The sequence below is a fragment of the Mesorhizobium sp. WSM4814 genome (assembly GCF_055811595.1).
Map to the genome: position 1 here is coordinate 1 of NZ_JBVVQT010000024.1, position 17,338 is coordinate 17,338.

The 17,338-nt window shown below is 64.2% G+C and carries 15 protein-coding genes and 1 pseudogene; 5 read left to right on the plus strand and 11 right to left on the minus strand.

Features of this window, described 5'->3' with window-relative positions; all coding sequences use genetic code 11:
* The 3 genes and pseudogenes from AC0L2V_RS26750 to AC0L2V_RS26760 form a co-directional block, all read right to left on the minus strand.
* A pseudogene (locus AC0L2V_RS26750) lies at nucleotides 1–96 on the minus strand (cobalamin-binding protein); the annotation flags it as partial.
* A 95-nt stretch (nucleotides 97–191) separates the two neighbouring features.
* Nucleotides 192–1,841 carry an ABC transporter substrate-binding protein gene (locus AC0L2V_RS26755; RefSeq protein ID WP_473521652.1) on the minus strand — a complete coding sequence of 550 codons (1,650 nt, stop codon included), beginning with the start codon at nucleotides 1,839–1,841 and terminating at the stop codon, nucleotides 192–194.
* A gap of 43 nt (nucleotides 1,842–1,884) precedes the next feature.
* The gene (locus AC0L2V_RS26760; RefSeq protein WP_473521653.1) at nucleotides 1,885–3,435 is read right to left on the minus strand and encodes a trimethylamine methyltransferase family protein; all 1,551 of its coding nucleotides are present in this window, start codon (nucleotides 3,433–3,435) and stop codon (nucleotides 1,885–1,887) included.
* A gap of 92 nt (nucleotides 3,436–3,527) precedes the next feature.
* Here AC0L2V_RS26760 and AC0L2V_RS26765 point away from each other — a divergent pair, with 92 nt between their 5' ends.
* Nucleotides 3,528–4,430, plus strand: a complete 903-nt coding sequence (locus AC0L2V_RS26765) for a LysR substrate-binding domain-containing protein (RefSeq protein ID WP_473521654.1) — start codon at nucleotides 3,528–3,530, stop codon at nucleotides 4,428–4,430.
* Between the two features lie 15 nt (nucleotides 4,431–4,445).
* Here the strand turns inward: AC0L2V_RS26765 and AC0L2V_RS26770 are convergent, their stop codons facing one another.
* Nucleotides 4,446–5,429 (minus strand): zinc-dependent alcohol dehydrogenase family protein, encoded by a 984-nt coding sequence (locus AC0L2V_RS26770; protein ID WP_473521655.1) that lies wholly within the window; start codon nucleotides 5,427–5,429, stop codon nucleotides 4,446–4,448.
* Nucleotides 5,430–5,525: 96 nt separating this feature from the next.
* Between AC0L2V_RS26770 and AC0L2V_RS26775 the strand changes: the two genes are divergently transcribed.
* Nucleotides 5,526–6,428 (plus strand): LysR family transcriptional regulator, encoded by a 903-nt coding sequence (locus AC0L2V_RS26775; RefSeq protein ID WP_473521656.1) that lies wholly within the window; start codon nucleotides 5,526–5,528, stop codon nucleotides 6,426–6,428.
* Between the two features lie 442 nt (nucleotides 6,429–6,870).
* The gene (mutL, locus tag AC0L2V_RS26780) at nucleotides 6,871–8,730 is read left to right on the plus strand and encodes a DNA mismatch repair endonuclease MutL (protein ID WP_473521657.1); all 1,860 of its coding nucleotides are present in this window, start codon (nucleotides 6,871–6,873) and stop codon (nucleotides 8,728–8,730) included.
* 207 nt (nucleotides 8,731–8,937) lie between these two features.
* Here mutL and AC0L2V_RS26785 read toward each other — a convergent pair whose 3' ends face one another.
* Complete coding sequence (locus tag AC0L2V_RS26785; protein WP_473521658.1) at nucleotides 8,938–9,831, minus strand: DMT family transporter; 894 nt, start codon at nucleotides 9,829–9,831, stop codon at nucleotides 8,938–8,940.
* Nucleotides 9,832–9,920: 89 nt separating this feature from the next.
* Between AC0L2V_RS26785 and AC0L2V_RS26790 the strand changes: the two genes are divergently transcribed.
* Together AC0L2V_RS26790 and AC0L2V_RS26795 are read left to right on the plus strand one after the other, a co-directional pair.
* Nucleotides 9,921–10,847: a LysR substrate-binding domain-containing protein gene (locus tag AC0L2V_RS26790; RefSeq protein ID WP_128247848.1), complete on the plus strand. Its 927-nt coding sequence runs from the start codon at nucleotides 9,921–9,923 to the stop codon at nucleotides 10,845–10,847.
* Between the two features lie 143 nt (nucleotides 10,848–10,990).
* A complete protein-coding gene (locus tag AC0L2V_RS26795) occupies nucleotides 10,991–11,224 on the plus strand; it encodes a DUF2093 domain-containing protein (protein WP_027153867.1) in 234 nt (77 codons plus the stop codon).
* 244 nt (nucleotides 11,225–11,468) lie between these two features.
* Here the strand turns inward: AC0L2V_RS26795 and lpxK are convergent, their stop codons facing one another.
* From lpxK to AC0L2V_RS26825, 6 genes are all read right to left on the minus strand, one after another.
* Complete coding sequence (gene lpxK, locus AC0L2V_RS26800) at nucleotides 11,469–12,497, minus strand: tetraacyldisaccharide 4'-kinase (RefSeq protein WP_473521659.1); 1,029 nt, start codon at nucleotides 12,495–12,497, stop codon at nucleotides 11,469–11,471.
* Nucleotide 12,498: 1 nt separating this feature from the next.
* Nucleotides 12,499–13,815: a lipid IV(A) 3-deoxy-D-manno-octulosonic acid transferase gene (waaA, locus tag AC0L2V_RS26805; RefSeq protein ID WP_473521660.1), complete on the minus strand. Its 1,317-nt coding sequence runs from the start codon at nucleotides 13,813–13,815 to the stop codon at nucleotides 12,499–12,501.
* Nucleotides 13,812–14,600: a lysophospholipid acyltransferase family protein gene (locus AC0L2V_RS26810; protein ID WP_473521661.1), complete on the minus strand. Its 789-nt coding sequence runs from the start codon at nucleotides 14,598–14,600 to the stop codon at nucleotides 13,812–13,814. Before AC0L2V_RS26810 ends, waaA begins: the two co-directional genes overlap by 4 nt.
* 5 nt (nucleotides 14,601–14,605) lie before the next feature.
* Nucleotides 14,606–14,851 carry a DUF4170 domain-containing protein gene (locus AC0L2V_RS26815; protein ID WP_023802307.1) on the minus strand — a complete coding sequence of 82 codons (246 nt, stop codon included), beginning with the start codon at nucleotides 14,849–14,851 and terminating at the stop codon, nucleotides 14,606–14,608.
* 76 nt (nucleotides 14,852–14,927) lie between these two features.
* Entirely contained in the window at nucleotides 14,928–15,737 is an 810-nt protein-coding gene (locus AC0L2V_RS26820) for a 3'(2'),5'-bisphosphate nucleotidase CysQ (protein WP_473521662.1), read from the minus strand.
* A complete protein-coding gene (locus AC0L2V_RS26825) occupies nucleotides 15,724–17,067 on the minus strand; it encodes a TldD/PmbA family protein (RefSeq protein WP_473521663.1) in 1,344 nt (447 codons plus the stop codon). Before AC0L2V_RS26825 ends, AC0L2V_RS26820 begins: the two co-directional genes overlap by 14 nt.
* Nucleotides 17,068–17,338: the final 271 nt, after the last annotated feature.

Here is a 17,338-nt window from a genome sequence, read left to right on the forward strand (position 1 = left end):
GATCTCTTCCTTCAGCCCGTCATAAAGGTCATCGTGCATCTGCTGCACGAGTTCGTCGTCGGAAAGCTCGGAAAGGACGATCTCGTCGTCGGCCATGTTTGACGCACTCACTGATTTCAATGGTTGCGGTCCGCAGGCACCTGTTTTCTGCAACGGGTGCCGGCGGGTCATTGCCAGCCTTGGGAGCTTACTCAGGCGTCCAGCCAGACGTTCTGAAGATCCATCTCGAAAGTCTGGTGGACCGCGTAGTTCTTCACCTTCTTGTTCATGTGGCTGTACAGCTTCTGCCAGAACGGCTGAATGATGACGCCCGAATCCTGCAGGATCTGCTCGACGTCCTTCATGACCTCGCGGCGCTTCTCCACGTCGATGAGTGAGAGGGCCTGCTTGAGCTTGGCGTCGAAATCAGGATTCGAATACGCCGTTTCATTCCAGGCCTCGCCGGTGCGATAGCCGAGCGCCAACACCTGAACGCCGAGTGGGCGCATATACCAGATGGTCATGGAATAGGGGTATTTCGTCCAGTCGTTCCAGAAGGTCGAACCCGGCAGCACCGTGCGCTTCACCTTGATCCCGGCATCACGCAGCTGGCCGGCAATCGCGTCGCCGGTGTTCTTTTGCCAATCGTCCTCGACGGTGATCAGTTCATGCTCGAAATCGGCCTGTCCGGCCTCGGCCATCAGCTTCTTGGCGCCGGCCGCATCGCGTGTCTTCTTGGGCAGCGGAAAATATTCCGGATGAATCGGGCTGACATGGTGGTTTTCACCTGGGGTGCCGCGCCCGGCGTAGCCAAGTTCGAGCACCGCATTGTTGTCGACGGCCATCTGCAGGGCGTTGCGTACCCGCTGGTCATCATAAGGCTTGTGCGTGATGTTGGTGCGGGCAACGAGCGTGGTTGCCGTCGCGACCTCCGATTTCACCAGATCCATCTGGTCGAGGATGTCGATGAAGTCGGCGGGCGTCTCGAAATTGACATCGATTTCCTCGGATTCGAATGCATTCACCGAGGCGTTGAAGTCGGTGCCGTAGTCGATGAATTCGACGCTGTCGAGCGGCGCTTCACCGCCCCACCATTTGCCATTCTCGCGACGCTTGACGACCGCGTTCTGGCCGACCGAATAAGACACAAGCTCGAAAGGCCCGGTGCCGATCGGCTTGGCGAGCGGATCGGCGCCATCGGCATCGAATTTGCGGTGGACGACGAGCGCTGGATAGTCGGTGAAGTTCGGGATCAGCGAGATATCAGGTTCGTTCAGCGTCAGCTTGACCGTGTTGTCGTCGACCTTGGTGATCGCCCCGTCCCTGGCCTTGCCGGTTTTGACGTCGATCAGCGCACCGACGCGGGCGGCCATCGAATTGCCAGCGGCATCCTTCTCGCACCAGCGCGTCAGATTGTAGACCACGTCGTCGGCGTTGAAGGCGTCGCCATTGTTCCAGGTGACGCCCTTGCGCAGATGCAGCACGTATTCGGTGGCGTCGTCGTTGACGTCCCAGCTCTCGAGCAGGACCGGCTCGAAAGTGAATTCGCGGGTGTAGCGGACAAGCGGCTCGAGCCAGCAGCGCGAAATGTTTGCAAGTTCGACCCAGTCGTAAGTACGCGGATCCTTCTGCGCCTTTACCGACATCGATACGCGCAGCGTTCCGCCTTTCTTGGGCTCTTCGGCCAAAGCCCGTCCCGGCACCGCAAGACCGATCATGGCGTAGGCAAGGGCAGTCGATGCCCCGAACGCGCTTGCCAGCGCCAGAAACTCGCGCCGGTCCATCCGGCCTGAGCGGGCTTCTTCAGCCATCGCCTCGATAACGCTGGGGACACGATCACCGTTGTTTCTGAAGAGTGCCATTATTTCCTCCCTTATGGTTGCCTTTGGGTCTTTCGCCCGTGGATTAACTAACGCTGTCCGGCAGCTTCTCCTCGCGCAGCGCGATCAAATCTTTGAGACCATCGGCGATGCCGTCATCGAGCGTCGGCTCCTCATAATCGGCGAGCATGTTGCGCGCTTTCTCGCGGCCGCGCGTGTCGTGGTCCTTTGCCCCTTCAGCCTTCCACTGTTCGTAGGAATTGAAGTCCATGATGCTGGGCATGAAGAAGGCGGACTGGAAATGCTCGAGCGTGTGCTGGGTGCCGAGAAAATGGCCCTGCGGCCCGACCTCGCGGATCGCCGCCATCGCTTCCTTGAAATCGTCGAACGGCAGGCCGCCGGCATATTTGTACCAGCCGACAAGCTGTTCGCAGTCCGTCGCGAATTTTGAATAGCCGCAGGTCAGGCCGGCCTCGAGCCATCCGGCGGCGTGCCAGATGTAGTTGGCGCCGGCAAGGATGGCGGCATGCATCAGCATGTTCGCCTCGTAGCCAGCCTGGGCGTCGTTGAGTTTCGACCCGACATGGAAGCCCGACGTGCGCCATGGCAGCCGGTATTTCCGCGCCAGTGCTCCCATCAAATACATCATCTGGGCGGCCTCGGGCGTGCCACCCATCGGCGCGCCGGTCTTCATGTCGACCGTGACCATGAATTGTCCGTAGATCTGCGGTGAACCCGGACGCAGCAGCTGCGTGAAGGCGACGCCCGCCAGCGCTTCGGCATTGACCTGCGCGACCGCTCCCACCGCCGAGGCCGAAGTCGAGGCGCCGCACAGCGCGAACGGCGCCAGGATCAACGGCTGGTTGTGACGTGCATAGACCTTCATCGCGTCCAGCATGGTGGCGTCCCATACCAGTGGCGAGTTGCAATTGGTGATCGCGACCAACACCGGGTTGTCGCGGACAAAATCCTCGCCGAACACGATGCCCGCCATCGCCATCGTGTCTTCGGCGCGTTCCCTGGATGTCACGATGCCCATGAACGGCTTGTCGGAATGCTTCAGCGCCGAATGGATGATGTGGAGGTGACGCTTCGGCACCGCAATTTCCATCGGCTCGCAGATGATCGAGCTCGACGAATGCAGCGCCGGCGCCATGTAAGCGAGCTTATGAAAATTCTGAAGGTCGGCGAGCGTGCCATAGCGCCTGACGTTGTCGAGGTCGCGTACGTAAGGCGCGCCATACATCGGCACGAAGATGGAATTCTTGCCGCCGACGCGGACCGAGCGCTCGGGGTTGCGCGCATTGAGCGTGAACTCCGGCGGGACTTTCGAGACCAGCTCCATCAAGAGCGCGCGGTCAATGCGGACGCGCGTCTCAGAGACATCGGCTCCGGCGGCCTGCCACAGGGCTATGGCCTCGTCGTCGCGGAACTCGCAGCCAACCTCTTCGAGGATCGACAGCGACTCCTGGTGGATCAGCTCGACAGCCTCGTCCGGGACCATTTGGTATGCGGGTATGTTGCGAACCAGCGTCGGAAACGACGCCATCGGAGTTCCCCGCAGCGCCTTGCGGCCCAGGCGGCCGCCCCCTCGGCGGTTGGCGTGTTCGGTGACTTCGGCGGCCGGTGCGTTCATGGCAACTCTATCCTCCCAATGACGACCAGCCTAGCGAGAGGAAATATGGCTGTGACGCTGGAAAATCCTGATCACTTGTATAAGCTCAGCTTATGCGAAGCTTGCGCCATCTGCTGCCCTCGGCCGGCAGCCTGATCGTTTTCGAGGCCGCCGGCCGGCTGTCGAGCTTTACCGCCGCCGGGCGGGAGCTCGGCATGACGCAGGCTGCCGTGTCCTATGCTATCCGCGGGCTTGAAGAGCGGCTCGGCGCGAAACTCTTCCAGCGCCGCCATCGTCAGGTCAGCCTTACCGAAGCCGGCGAGCGTTTCCACGCCGACGTCTCGCTCGGCCTGTCGCACATCCGCAAGTCGGCGGAGGATCTGCGCCTACAGGCGACCGGCGGCCATGTGACGCTCGCTGCCTCGACCGCTTTCGCCTCGTTCTGGATGATGCCACGCCTGCAGCAGTTCCGCGACGAACTGCCGGGTATCGACCTGCGCATCCAGACCGCCGACCGCGATCTCGACATCATCGCCGAAGACATCCCGCTCGGCGTTCGCGGCGGCGAACCCCGGGAATGGCCGGACTATCATTCGCTGCCGCTCGCCGATGAGGAAATATTCCCGGTTGCCGGCGCGAGCTATGTGGCGCGGTTCGGACTGCCAGAGAGCGTCGAGGATCTGCCATCGCACCGGCTCATCCATCTCGAAGAGCCGTTTCGCGAAGCCGCGAGCTGGGACGAGTGGTTCGCCTCGGCCGGGGTCACCATCACCGATGCCGGGCGCGGCTTGCGCATCAACGATTATGCGCTGGTGATCCAGGCGGTCATGGAAGGCCAAGGCATCGCACTCGGCTGGGGCCACCTCGCCGAGCGCCTGCTGGCGTCGGGACTGCTGGTGCGTGCGACCGGCCACACGATGACGACCGGCAAGGGCTTTCATGTCATCTGGTCGAGAACCCGCGAGCTCAGCGACAATGCCCGCAAGGTGCGGGACTGGCTGGCGGCGCAGGCGTGAGGCTCCCATTAATGCTCAATCAACCGTCACGACGATCTTGCCGAATTGCTCGTTCGACTCGAGAAAGCGATGCGCTTCGACGATCTGCTCGAAAGGAAAGGTTTTGGCGATTGCCGGCTTTAGCGAACCTGATATCAATCCGTCGAGGATGAACGCCTTGGCAGCTTCCAACTTCACCGGATCGCCAGTGATCTCGTGGACGAGATAGCCGCGCAGCGTCAGCGTCTTGGCCAGCACAGCGAACAGCGGGAACGGCGTCGGCTCGGGGCTCAAGCCGCCATATTCGATGAGAATGCCACCCCGTGCCATCGCCGCCGTCAGAGGTTCGAAAATCGGGCCACCGACTGCGTCGAAAACCACTCGGATGTTGTCCGGACTGGCGATTTCCTTCAGCCGGGCTTCCAGATCTTCGTCCGCTGAAGCGACGACATGGGCCGCCCCGAACTTGAGCAGGGCCTCGCGCTTGGCAGATGTCCGCGTCACCGCGATCGCGGTCGCACCAACGATGTTGGCAATCTGTATCGCGGCAAGTCCGACACTGCTCGATGCCGCGGTAATGACGACGAAGTCGTCTCTGCTGAGCTTGGCAATGTCGATCAGTGCGCCATAGGCGGTGAGATATTGCATCCAGACGGCTGCCGCCTCTTCCCAGGTAAGCGATGGCGGGTGCTTGGCCACGAGATGGGCGGGATATATAGCAATCTCACCATAGGCGGGCCAGCGGGCCATCGATAATGGCGGCACGACGCTGACGGCGTCACCTGGCGCAAAACCGTGCACGGCTTCGCCGACCGCTTCGACGACACCCGCTGCCTCAAGGCCAAGACCGGAAGGCAACGGCGGCGTCTGGATATAAGTGCCCGAACGCAGCAGCGCCTCGGCCCGGTTGAGACCCAATGCCTTGACCCGGATCTGAATCTCGCCCCGACCGAGCGCGGGAATATCGAGATTCTCGATGCGCAGAACCTCGGGACCACCATGCTCATGAAATGCGGCCATAACTCCAAAATATTTGAACCGAATACGCTATGCCATCGGCCATCCGGCAGATAAATGCTTGCTTGGGCAAGACAGTAGAAACTGGAAGTTTTGAATATGGATCGCCTTACGAGCATGGCCGTGTTCGTCAAAACCGTCGATCTTGGCTCGTTCGCGGCGACTGCTGCCGCTCTCGATCTGTCCGGACCGATGGTCGGCAAGCATGTCCGGTTTCTCGAGGAGCGTCTGGGCGTGCGCCTCATCAACCGGACCACACGCCGCCAGAGCCTGACCGACTTCGGGCGCGCCTACTATGAGCGCTGCCGGATGGTACTCGCTGAAGCCGAAGCTGCGGATGCACTGGCGGCCGATCAACTTTCCGAACCACGCGGAAAGCTGCGCGTCATCATGCCCGTACACTTCGGCCGGCGCTGCGTTGCCCCGATCCTGCTGGAGCTTGCGCAGCGATATCCCGCTCTGGAACTCGACCTGTCTTTCAGCGATCCCATCGCCGATCTTGCAGAGGATGGCTGCGATCTTGCCATCCGGACCGGCAATCTGGAGGATCAGGCCGGCGTGATGGCGCGTCGCGTCGCGCGCCAGCGCATGGTCGTCTGCACGTCGCCATCCTATCTCGAGATGCACGGGCAGCCACGGCGGGTAGAGGATCTCGGCAGCCACCAGACCATCATCTACCGCCGTTCGGGCCGTGTCGTTCAACCGTGGCTGTTTCCGCGTGATGGCCAGCGTGCGCTGGAGGTCATGCCGGTCAGCCGGCTGCGGCTCGACGACCTCGCTGCGATCGCCGATGCTGCGGCAGCCGGCATGGGGCTCGCCTGGCTGCCATACTGGCTGGTGCGTGAGCGCATTCAGGCCGGCGCACTTGTCGTGCTGTTGCCGGAACAGCCGGGATTTCTTTACGACGCCTATGCGCTCTGGCTGCAGACGCCTCACTTGCCGCTGAAGGTCCGCCTTGCCGTCGACGCGCTGGCAGCGGCACTGCCCAGGCTGATGACGTGAAATGCACGAGCGGTCGGCTGCGTGGATTTCCTTGAGAACGGCCCGACGATAGAAAAGCTATATGGTCAGATTTCGTATATACAGGAGATAAATCATAAAAACCGTTAGCGATATCGAAATAACCGTCCAGATTGTGAACCACGCTATTTTGGCAATTCTACCCTTTCGACGCTGTATCCATCGACCGAATTTTGTCATTAAGTAATCCAGGATTTCGTCCAAATGTCTCCTCCAACGGCAATTTGATTTTGGCCTTCACCCGACCATTTCCATTAAGTCAATTGGGGAGCAAGCCCATTCACTTCAACAATACTCCTATCTCTACATCGTGGCAGGCCAGAGGGGGGTGGGACGGAGCGCAGCGGTTATAGTTGGCTGCCCTTGCTAGAGGTCAATACATTTCAGCCCTCCAACCGCCCTCGAATCCGCGTATAGTACCCCCATGCCCATTCGCCAGCTTTCCGAAACGATGATCAACCAGATCGCCGCCGGCGAAGTCATCGAGCGTCCGGCAAGCGTGGTCAAGGAACTGGTCGAGAACGCACTCGATGCCGGCGCTGGGAGAATAGAGATCGTCACCGCCGGCGGTGGGCTGAACCTGATCCGCGTCACCGACGACGGCTCGGGCATTCCTGAACAGGAACTGCCGCTGGCGATCGGACGCCATTGCACCTCGAAGCTCGCCGATGACATTCACGACATCCGCTCGCTCGGCTTTCGCGGCGAAGCGCTGCCGTCGATCGGCTCGGTGGCGCGGCTGTCGATCCGCTCGCGCACCGCCAACGGCGACAGCGCCGCCGAGATCGGCATCGAGGGCGGCCGCGTGTCCGCCGTCAAGCCGGCGGCCGCCAATCGCGGCACCACGGTCGAGGTGCGCGACCTGTTCTTCGCCACGCCGGCGCGGCTGAAATTCATGAAGGGCGAGCGCGCCGAAAGCTCGGCGACCAGCGACGTGATCAAGCGTATCGCGATCGCTTTCCCGGCCGTGCGCTTCACGCTGGCCGGCTCCGACCGCTCAACGCTGGAACTGCCGGCGACCGACGACAGCCCGGAAGGCCGGCTGCGCCGCGTCGCGCAAGTGATGGGCGCCGACTTTCCGGCCAACGCGATCGCCATCGACGCCATGCGCGACGGTGTGCATCTTGCCGGCCACGTGTCGATCCCGTCGTTCAGCCGCGCCAACGCGCTGCAGCAATATGCCTATGTCAACGGCCGGCCGGTGCGCGACAAGCTGATTGCCGGCGCCATCCGCGGCGCCTTCTCCGACGTGCTGCCGCGCGACCGCCATGCGGTGACGGTGCTGTTCCTGACGCTCGATCCGGCCATCGTCGACGTCAATGTCCACCCGGCCAAGGCCGACGTCCGCTTCCGCGATCCGGGGCTGGTGCGCGGGCTGATCGTCGGCGCCATTCGCGAGGCGCTGGCCACTGCCGGCATCCGTGCCGCCACATCAGGGGCGGCCGGCATGATGGCGGCATTCCGGCCAGGCGCAGCATCCTATGCGCATCCAGGACCGGCCAACGGCCATCGCAGCTACGAAGCGGCCTACCGGGCCTCCGGCTTCGCCGGTTTCGATCCGGCCCGCTCGCCGCAACGGCCGCTGGATGCAGGATCTGCAAATGGCGGCTTCGGCGAAAACGATCAGCCGGCGTTCGATGCCGGTTCGCTTCACAGCGCCGACGCGCGCGCCGGACAAGACGAAGCGGCGGAGACGCTGCTCGGCATGGCGCTGGGTGCCGCACGCGCGCAGGTGCACGAGAACTATATCGTCGCGCAGACCAGGGATTCGCTTGTTATTGTCGACCAGCATGCGGCGCATGAGCGGCTGGTCTACGAGGCACTGAAGAACGCATTGCATGCGCGCGCCGTGCCGTCGCAGATGCTGCTTTTGCCCGAGATCGTCGATCTGCCGGAAGAGGATGCAGAGCGGCTCGCCTTGCATTCCGAAACACTGGCCCGCTTCGGCCTCGCCGTCGAACGCTTCGGCCCGGGTGCGGTCGCGGTGCGCGAGACGCCGTCGATGCTCGGCGAGACCAATGTCCAGCAGCTGGTGCGCGACCTTGCCGACGAGATCGCCGACAACGACACCGTCGACACTCTGAAAGAGCGGCTGGACAGGATAGCCGCGACCATGGCCTGCCACGGCTCGGTGCGTTCCGGCCGCCTGCTCAAGCCGGAAGAGATGAACGCGCTGCTGCGCCAGATGGAGGCGACGCCCGGGTCCGGCACCTGCAACCACGGCCGCCCGACCTATATCGAGCTCAGGCTCGCCGACATTGAGAGACTGTTCGGGCGGCGGTGAAGGGCTCGGAGGGCGCAGCCCCCACCCGGACCTTTGGTCCGACCTCCCCACAAGGGGGAGGTAGGGAGCCCAGCCGTGGACGCCTCGCAAGGAACTTACCCTCCCACCTTGTGGGCAGGGTCGCTGCAAAGCAGCGGGGTGGGGGTCCGAAAAGAGCTGCTGCATAGCGGCTCTTTTCGAGTCAACAGACAGCCCCAACCCTCTGATTCACCGCTTCAAATTCACCACGATGACGCCGCCGAGCGCCAGCGCGCCACCGATGATGCCGAGCAGCGTCGGCACCTCGCCCAGCCAGAAGAAGCCGATCAGCGTCGCCACCGGCGAAACCAGATAAAGGAAGTTCGAGGCGCGCGCCGCCGGCAGCCGGGAAAGTGCTGTCGCCCAGGCGGCGTAGGCGATGAGGCTTGGCACGATGCCGAGAAAGACGACGGCGCCGAGACCGGCGGTATCGGCAACTGCCGCCTGCGCCAGGCCGTTCGGCAGGAAGGGCAGCAGGCAGAGCGCGCCGAGCAGCATGTTCGAGGCCGAAATGGTCAGCGGATGATGGCTGGCAAACAGCGGCTTTTGCACGATGGTGTTGACCGCCGAGCACAGTGCCGAGCCGAGGACCAGCAGCGCGCCATTGTTGAAATGCAACCCTTGCCCCTCGCCCAGGGCGATGATGCCGATGCCGGCGAAGGACAGCAATGTGCCGGCCCAGGCCAGGCCCGAGAAGCGTTCGCCAAGCAGCGCCATCGCCATGATCGCGGTGAAGATCGGGCTGACATTGATGATGAAGCCGGCGGCACCCGCCGAAACGGTCAGCTCGCCGAAATTGAGCATTACCGTGTACAGCGCAACGAAGACGGCGCCGCCGAAGGCAAAGCGCCATAATTCATCGAGCCGGGGCAGCGCCGGCCGCTTGACGGCGAGGAAGATCGCCGCCGGCACCGCCGCGATGGCGAAGCGCAGCGCGCCAAGTTCCAGCGGCCCGAAAGCGACGAGGCCGGCACGGATCGCCGGAAAGGCCGAGGCCCAGCCGACCACTGTCAACGCCACCGCAACGGCCGCCGTGGTGTCGATCCGCAGTGTCGTATTCAACGTGCCGGTACAAGCGTTCATTTCATTATTCCCGCGTTTCATGCTCTCAACATACAAAGCGCCTTTCCCGATCGGTTGACAAACGACCAAATCGAGGGTCAGCTGTGACTATGGATCACAGCTCAGACGCGATGCTGCCGCTCGAAACCCTGCGCGCCTTCGACGCCGCGGCACGGACGGGCAGCTTTTCGGCCGCTGCCGAAAAGCTCAATCTCACCCATGGCGCCGTCAGCCGGCAGATCGCCAAGCTGGAGGACTGGCTCGGGCTGAAAGTGTTCGATCGCGGCGCGCGAGGAGTCTCGCTGACGATCGAAGGCAACCGCCTGCATCTGCGCACCACTGAGGCCTTCGCGCTGATATCTAGCAATTCGGACCGCTGGATCGAGCCGCGCGGCACCGCCGTGGTGCGGCTGACCTCGATTCCCTCGGTCAGCGGGCTGTGGCTGATGCCGCGCATGGCGGCGCTGGAAAACAATCCATCCAGGCTGCGCATCGTGCTCGACGTCGATATCCGCCAGGCGGACCTTGCCGACGAGGGCATCGATCTGTCGATCCGCTGCGGCCGCGGCCGCATCCCCGGCCGCGTCTCGGTGCAGCTGTTCGAGGAACATGTGTTTCCGGTCGCCTCGCCGGACCTCGCCCGCGAGATCGGCCGAGGCGACCCTGCCCGGCTGCTCAAATTCCCGCTGATCAACGATTCCGACGCCTCGGCCTGGCGTGCCTGGTTTGCCGCACAGGACATCGATTACCGCCCGCGTCCGCAGGACCGCCGTTTCGAGGACTACAATCTGGTGCTCGGCGCCGCCGCCCATGGTCTCGGCATCGCGCTGGCGCGGCCGCCGATGACCGAGGATCAACTGAAGTCAGGCCGTATCATCGCCGCCGACGAGCGCGTCGTCCTCAGCCCGATATCCTACTGGCTCGACCGGCCAATCGGGCGCCCGCGCGCCGCCGCAGCCGAGCTTGCCCGGCGCATCGCGGCCCAAGCCGGACTGGCGGCGGAAAAGATCGAGGATTTCATCGCAGCCGAGCAGTAGGATGCGGGGCATCCACTTTGCCGGCCTGCTCGGCTGGTTGCCGTCCGAAACGAAGCCGACTGAAGCCAATCTTGCCTCGCTCGGAGCTTGACCTTGCCGGCATTTTGTGGCGATGACATCGTCATGAACCTTGGCTCCATGTCATGATGAATCGCTTTGAAGGCCCCGGCGGCAAGGAAGCCCGTATCCGCTACCTGGACGGCGACTTCCAGGTGACCAGCCCCGGCGCCTTCGTGCGCTGTGCGGTCACCGGCGAAAGCATCCCGCTCGATGAGCTCAAATACTGGAGCGTCGCCAGGCAGGAGCCCTATGTGAGTGCCGCGGCCTCGCTGCGCCGCGAGATCGAGGCACATCCCGAACTGCGCAGCCGACGTTAGGGCGGCGCCATCAAAGCCGTTCAGTAGCGATCCTTCGCGCCCCCCCTCTGCCCTGCCGGGCATCTCCCCCACTTGGGGGGAGATCGGCAGCTTTAGCGCCATGCTCATCCTGCGACGTTGGTGATTGGCGAAAGCCGGGGTGACGGCCGATCTCCCTCCTTGTGGGGGAGATGTCCGGCAGGACAGAGGGGGGCGCTGTCCCGCCAGCGTCAAACAGCTCTACCAACGACGCAATGCTCCAAGATCAGCCCTGCAGCTTGCGCTGCCGCCAGGCATCCAGCGTCTCGTCGATGATGCGTTCGGGCACGTGGTCGGGATCGAACACGGTGTCGATCTCCAGCACATCGAGCTGTCCGAGGAAATCGGCCGACGCGGCATCGTGGCGCAGCCGGGCGGCGTCCTTGGCGGTGGTGATGAGGCCAAGTCCGGCACCTCGCGCTGTCGTTGCCAGTTCGGCCAGTTCGTCCTTGCCATAGAAATGATGGTCAGGAAACGACCGGGCCAGCGCAACCTCGCCGCCGGCCTGACGGACCGTGTCGAAGAATTTGTCGGGATGGCCGATGCCGGCAAAGGCCAGATATCGCTTGCCGGCCAGCCCCGCCTTGCCGGTTGGCCGCGTATGCGCCTCGAAGATCGGCCGGCCTGCGCGCGCCGCCTGGCGAACGACGGCATCGGCAGCAAGGCCCTCGCCCATCTTCAGCAGCGCGCTGGTGAAAACCAGTTGGTCGACGATGCCAGCCCTGAGCGGACCGCCGGGAATGACGCGGCCGTTGCCGACGCCGTAGCGTGCGTCGACGACGACCAGCGCATAGTCGATGTGGATGCGCGCGCTCTGGAAACCGTCATCCATGATCAGGAAATCACAGCCATGCTTTTCCAGCAGGAGGCGTGCGCCGGCGGCACGGTTCGGCGTCACTGCGACCGGCGCGTGCTTAGCCAAAAGCAGCGGCTCATCGCCGACATGCTTGGCGGCGTCATGATGCGGATCGACGACATGCGGCCGCGCGAAGGAGCCGCCATGGCCGCGCGACAGGAAACCTGGATTGAGCTGCATGCGCCTGGCTTGCCGGGCCAGTGCGATCGCCACCGGCGTCTTGCCGGTGCCGCCGACGGTGAAGTTGCCGACGCAAAGCACCGGGGCCTCGATCTTCTCGCGCGCCGCTGAGCGCATGCGGCGGCCGGCAACCAGCGCATAGACAGCCGACAGCGGCGCCAGCGCCAGCGCCCGCCAGTCCGGTTCTTCCCACCAGAAGGGGGGCGCTTCGCTGGCCATCTTAACGGCCGTTGGCGCCCTTGAGGCGCGATTTGACGACCAAAGGCTGAATGTAGGGTTCGAGCGACTTCAAGGTGAGCGCCAGCGCGCCGCGCATCTCTTCGACAGTCGCCGCACCGGCGGCCATCATCTCGTGGCGAGCCACCTCGTTGGTCAACAGGAAATTGACGGCGCCGGCCAGCATGTCGCGGTCGCGCACCAGCTTGGCGCCGCCGCTGTCGAGCAGGCGCTGATAGGTCTCGCGAAAATTCTGGACGTTGCGGCCGGCCAGCACCGCCGTGTCGAGCATGGCCGGCTCCAGCGGGTTCTGGCCACCCTCCGAGGTGAGCGAACGGCCAACGAAGGCGATCTCTGTCAGCCGGAGATAAAGCCCCATCTCGCCCATCGTGTCGCCGAGCAGAATGTCCGTATCGGCGATGATCCGGTCGCCCTTGCTGCGCCGAGCGAGTTTCAGGCCCATGCCGGAAATCTGCGCGGCAAGCGCTTCGGCGCGATCGGGATGGCGCGGCACGATGATCGTCAAAAGACCGTGGTGCCGCTTGTGCAGCATCGCGTGAACCTCGGCGGCGACCACCTCCTCGCCGTCATGGGTCGAGATCGCCGCCCAGGTCGGGCGGGCGCCGATCTGGCGCTTCAACGTGTACAGCGCCCTTTCATCGGCCGGCGGCGGCGTGGTGTCGACCTTGAGATTGCCGGATACGGTGACCGGCCGGGCGCCGAGCGAGAGGAAGCGCTCGCCGTCGACATCCGACTGGGCGACAACATGGGCGAGATTCTCGAACAGCGCCTCGGCGATGTTGGCGCGCTTCTTCCAGGATTTGTACGAACGGTCCGACAGCCTGCCATTGACCAGCACCTGCGGCACGCGGCGTGCGCCGAGCTCGAGGATGGTCATCGGCCAGATCTCCGATTCGGCGATGATCGCCAGATCCGGCCGCCAATGGTCGAGGAAGCGGCTGACCGCCGGCTTGAGGTCGAGCGGCACGTATTGGTGGATGATGCGGTCGCCGAGCCGTTCCTCGGCAACCTGAGCGGAGGTGACGGTCCCCGTCGTCAGCACGATGTTGACGCCGTAGTCGAGGATGCTCTCAACCAGCGGCACGACGGCGATCGTCTCGCCGACGCTCGCCGCATGGATCCAGATCACCGGCCCCTCGGGGCGTTCGCGCCCGGCGATGCCATAGCGCTCGCGCCGGCGAATCCGGTCCTCCTTGCCCCTGGAGGTGCGCCAGGCGACATAGGGCCCGACCAGGGGATAGGCGGCAGCGCCTGCGAAACGATACGCCGTCAGGAAAGTGCGCGCCCAGCGCTCGCTCATTTCGAGCCATCCACGAGGCGGTAGGCCTCGGCGGTCGCGGCGTTAAGCGCGGCCGTGACCTCCTGGCGCTTGCGTTCCATTTCAGCCTCGTCCGCAGTGGCAGGAACGAACACCGGCGCTCCGAGCACGATCGAGTAGCGGCCGAACGGCAGATTGATCGTGGTCTTGTCCCAGCTGCGCTCCAGCACCTTGCGGCGGCTGGTGGCGATGGCGGCGGGCAGGATCGGCCGGCCCGAAAGCCGCGCCAGGAGAACGATGCCAAGCCCAGCGTCGCGCGGCGTGCCATGCGGAATGTCAGCGATCATGGCGACGTTCTTGCCGGCGGCGAGTGACTTTTTCAGGGCGATCAGCGCTTTGGCGCCGCCCTTGTCGCGACGCTTCGCGCCTTCGCGTCCGCCCGAGCCGCGCACCGCCTCGATCCCGAATTTCTCGATCATCAGAGCATTGAGCTCAGCGTCGGCGCTACGCGATACCATGGCGACTACTGGCCGTCCCTTGGGATAGTAGGCCGGAGTCAGAAGATGCTGGCCGTGCCACAACGCGACGATGGCGGGTTCGAACTGCGAGTAGGCGCCGCCCGACATCTGCGCCGATCCGTCGACAGCACGATTGGTCAGACGGACGAGGCGAACGAACTGCGCAAACAGGCTGGCGATGGCGTTCTTGACGAATCGCGATTGCGCCAGCGGTTCGCGTATCTTGCGCCAGAATGTCTTCGGGGTGCCACGGCGACGCCGCCTTGCCGCGGACCTCGTGGCCGGCCCTTTCACGCCTTCATGATCCATCCATGTCAACCGGCAGGCTTGTTTTCGGGGTCGAGCAACCGGTGCAGGTGAACGACGAAATAACGCATGTGGGCATTGTCCACGCTGGCTTGGGCCTTGGCTTTCCACGCCGTTTGCGCGGATTGATAATCCGGATAGATGCCGACGATATCGAGCGTCTCGAGATCACGGAATTCTGTTCCGCCAAGCGTCTTCAGTTCGCCGCCGAACACCAGGTGCAAAAGCTGCTTCTTTCCGTCTTCCGCGGTCATGTCGGTCCTTCACATATCGTGAGTTTGTGACAGGTCTAGACCAAAGCCGCCGACTTTGGAACCATTGATGATACGTTCAGCCGTCCAGCCCTGCGACGACGGCGGAGAGGACGGCGAGCAGTTCGCCGCTGCCGGCAACCAGCGCGCCGTGCTGGATGACTTCGCCGGCATAGCGCGGTGCGCGGCCCTTCTGGTCGAGCAATGCGCCGCCGGCCTCGCGCAGAATGAGATCCGCCGCGGCGATGTCCCAGTCATGTGCGCTGGGTTTGACGAAGGTCGCGTCGAGCCTGCCATTGGCGACCATCGCCAGCCGATAGGCGAGCGAGGGAATATAGGGCACGCGGCTCAGCCGCCCCTGCCATTGCGCCGGCATCAGGGCGATCAATGGCTTCGGCCCGCCAATTTCGACCATCGCTGCCGGGCGGCGCACCGCAATGCGACGGCCATTCAGGAACGCCCCCTCACCTGGCAGCGCCCAATAGGTCTCCTCGGTGGCAGGACATTCGAGCACGCCGGCAAGCGTGCGGCCGTCCTCGACCACCGCGACGCTGACGCACCAGGAGCGCAGGCCTTCGAGGAAGCCGCGCGTGCCGTCGATCGGATCGACGACGAAGGTGCGGCGGGCGGCAAGCCTTGCCGGATCGTCGGCCGTCTCCTCCGACAGCCAGCCATAGTCCGGCCGCGCTGCAAGCAAGGTTTGGCGCAGATAGGCGTCGGCGGCGTGATCGGCCTCGCTCACCGGTGAGGTGCCGCCCTTCATCCACACTTGCGGATTGTTGCCGAAATAGCGCATGGCGATGGCGCCCGCCTCGCGGGCAGCGTCGCGCAGCAGCGGCAGATCCTCACGAGCCCCGGCGGCGGAGGCGACCTGGTCAAGCTCCGGCAAGGGTCATGCCTTCGATCAGCAGCGTTGGTGCGGCGGTGCCGAAATTGCGATCGAGATCGCTCGCCGGAACCATGTTGAGGAACATCGTCTTCAGGTTCGAGGCAATGGTCACTTCCGCAACCGGATAGGCGAGCTCGCCATTCTCGATCCAGAAGCCGGAAGCGCCGCGGCTGTACTCGCCAGTCACCATGTCGACGCCCTGGCCGAACACCTCGGTGACGTAAAAACCTGATTTGAGCGACTTGATGAGGTCCTCGGGCGTCCGCTCGCCCGGCTCGATGGCAAGATTGGTCGATGACGGCGAGACCGAGGAGCCGTTGCGCGAGCCGCGCCCGTTGGTGGTCAGCCCCAATTCCCGCGCGACTGAGGTCGACAGGAACCAGTGGTTCAAAACGCCCTTCTCAACCATGCGCAGCTTTTCGCCCTCGATGCCTTCGCCGTCGAACGGACGCGACGCCTGGCCACGGAGCCGGAGCGGCTGGTCGGTGACGGTGATCGCGGCCGCCGCCACCTGCTTGCCCATCATGTCGCGCAGAAAGCTGGTCTTGCGCGCGACGGAGGCGCCATTGATGGCGCCGGCGAGATGGCCGGCGATGCCGCGGGCGACGCGCGGGTCGAACACCACATCGACCGGCCCGGTCGCCGCCTTGCGCGCGCCGATGCGCCGCGCCGCGCGTTCGCCGGCCTTGCGGCCGATGTCTTCGGGTGCGTCGAGATCGGAGAAATGCTGGCGCGAGGAGAATTCATAATCGCGCTCCATGCCGGTGCCCTCGCCGGCGATGACGCTGGTCGAGCGCGAAAAGCGCGAGGCGACATAGTGGCCGACAAAGCCGTGCGAGGTGGCGAGCACCAGCCCGCCAAGCCCGGCGCTGGCGCCGCTGCCGGCCGAATTGGTAACGTCCTTGACGGCAAGGGCCGCCGCTTCCGCGGCCAGCGCCGCTTCCTTCAACCGGTCGGCCGAGACTTCCGTCGGATCGAACAGATCGAGGTCGCGCGGCTTCTTGACCAGCAAGGCCGGATCGGCGAGGCCCTGATAGGGATCTTCCGGCGAGACTTTCGCCATCGCCACGGCGCGCTCGGCCAGCGATTTCGGGTCGGAGGCAGCGGTTGCCGAGACGCTCGCCACCCGCTTGCCGACGAAGACGCGCAGCGAGACATCCTCGCTCTCGGACGCCTCGGTGCCCTCGACCTTGCCAAGCCGCACCGACACGCCGGTCGAACGGCCGCGCACCGCAACCGCGTCGGCGGCGTCGGCGCCGGCCCGTTTGGCAGCCTCGACCAGGGCCGCCACCCGGTCGGTCAATTTCGCTGAGTCCAACGTATCGGTCATGCGCATAGTCCTGTTTTTCCGCCTGACATAAGGGGCGGCCGCTCCGCACCATCTATTGTTCTGATGTGGCTTGTGCAATGGCAGAAGTGGCAAGCGGGGCAGATCGGCCAGCAGACACCCGTTTTTGGCCGGCATGATCGAAGCGGGTCCTCAAAGGTTGCTTCGCGGCGGTTTGGGACGGGCGATAGCCCATTGACGCCGTGCTCCGACCACAAGTGGACGTTCGATTACGGTAACGCCTGTGTTCCTTTCCACGCATGATCAGCATCTG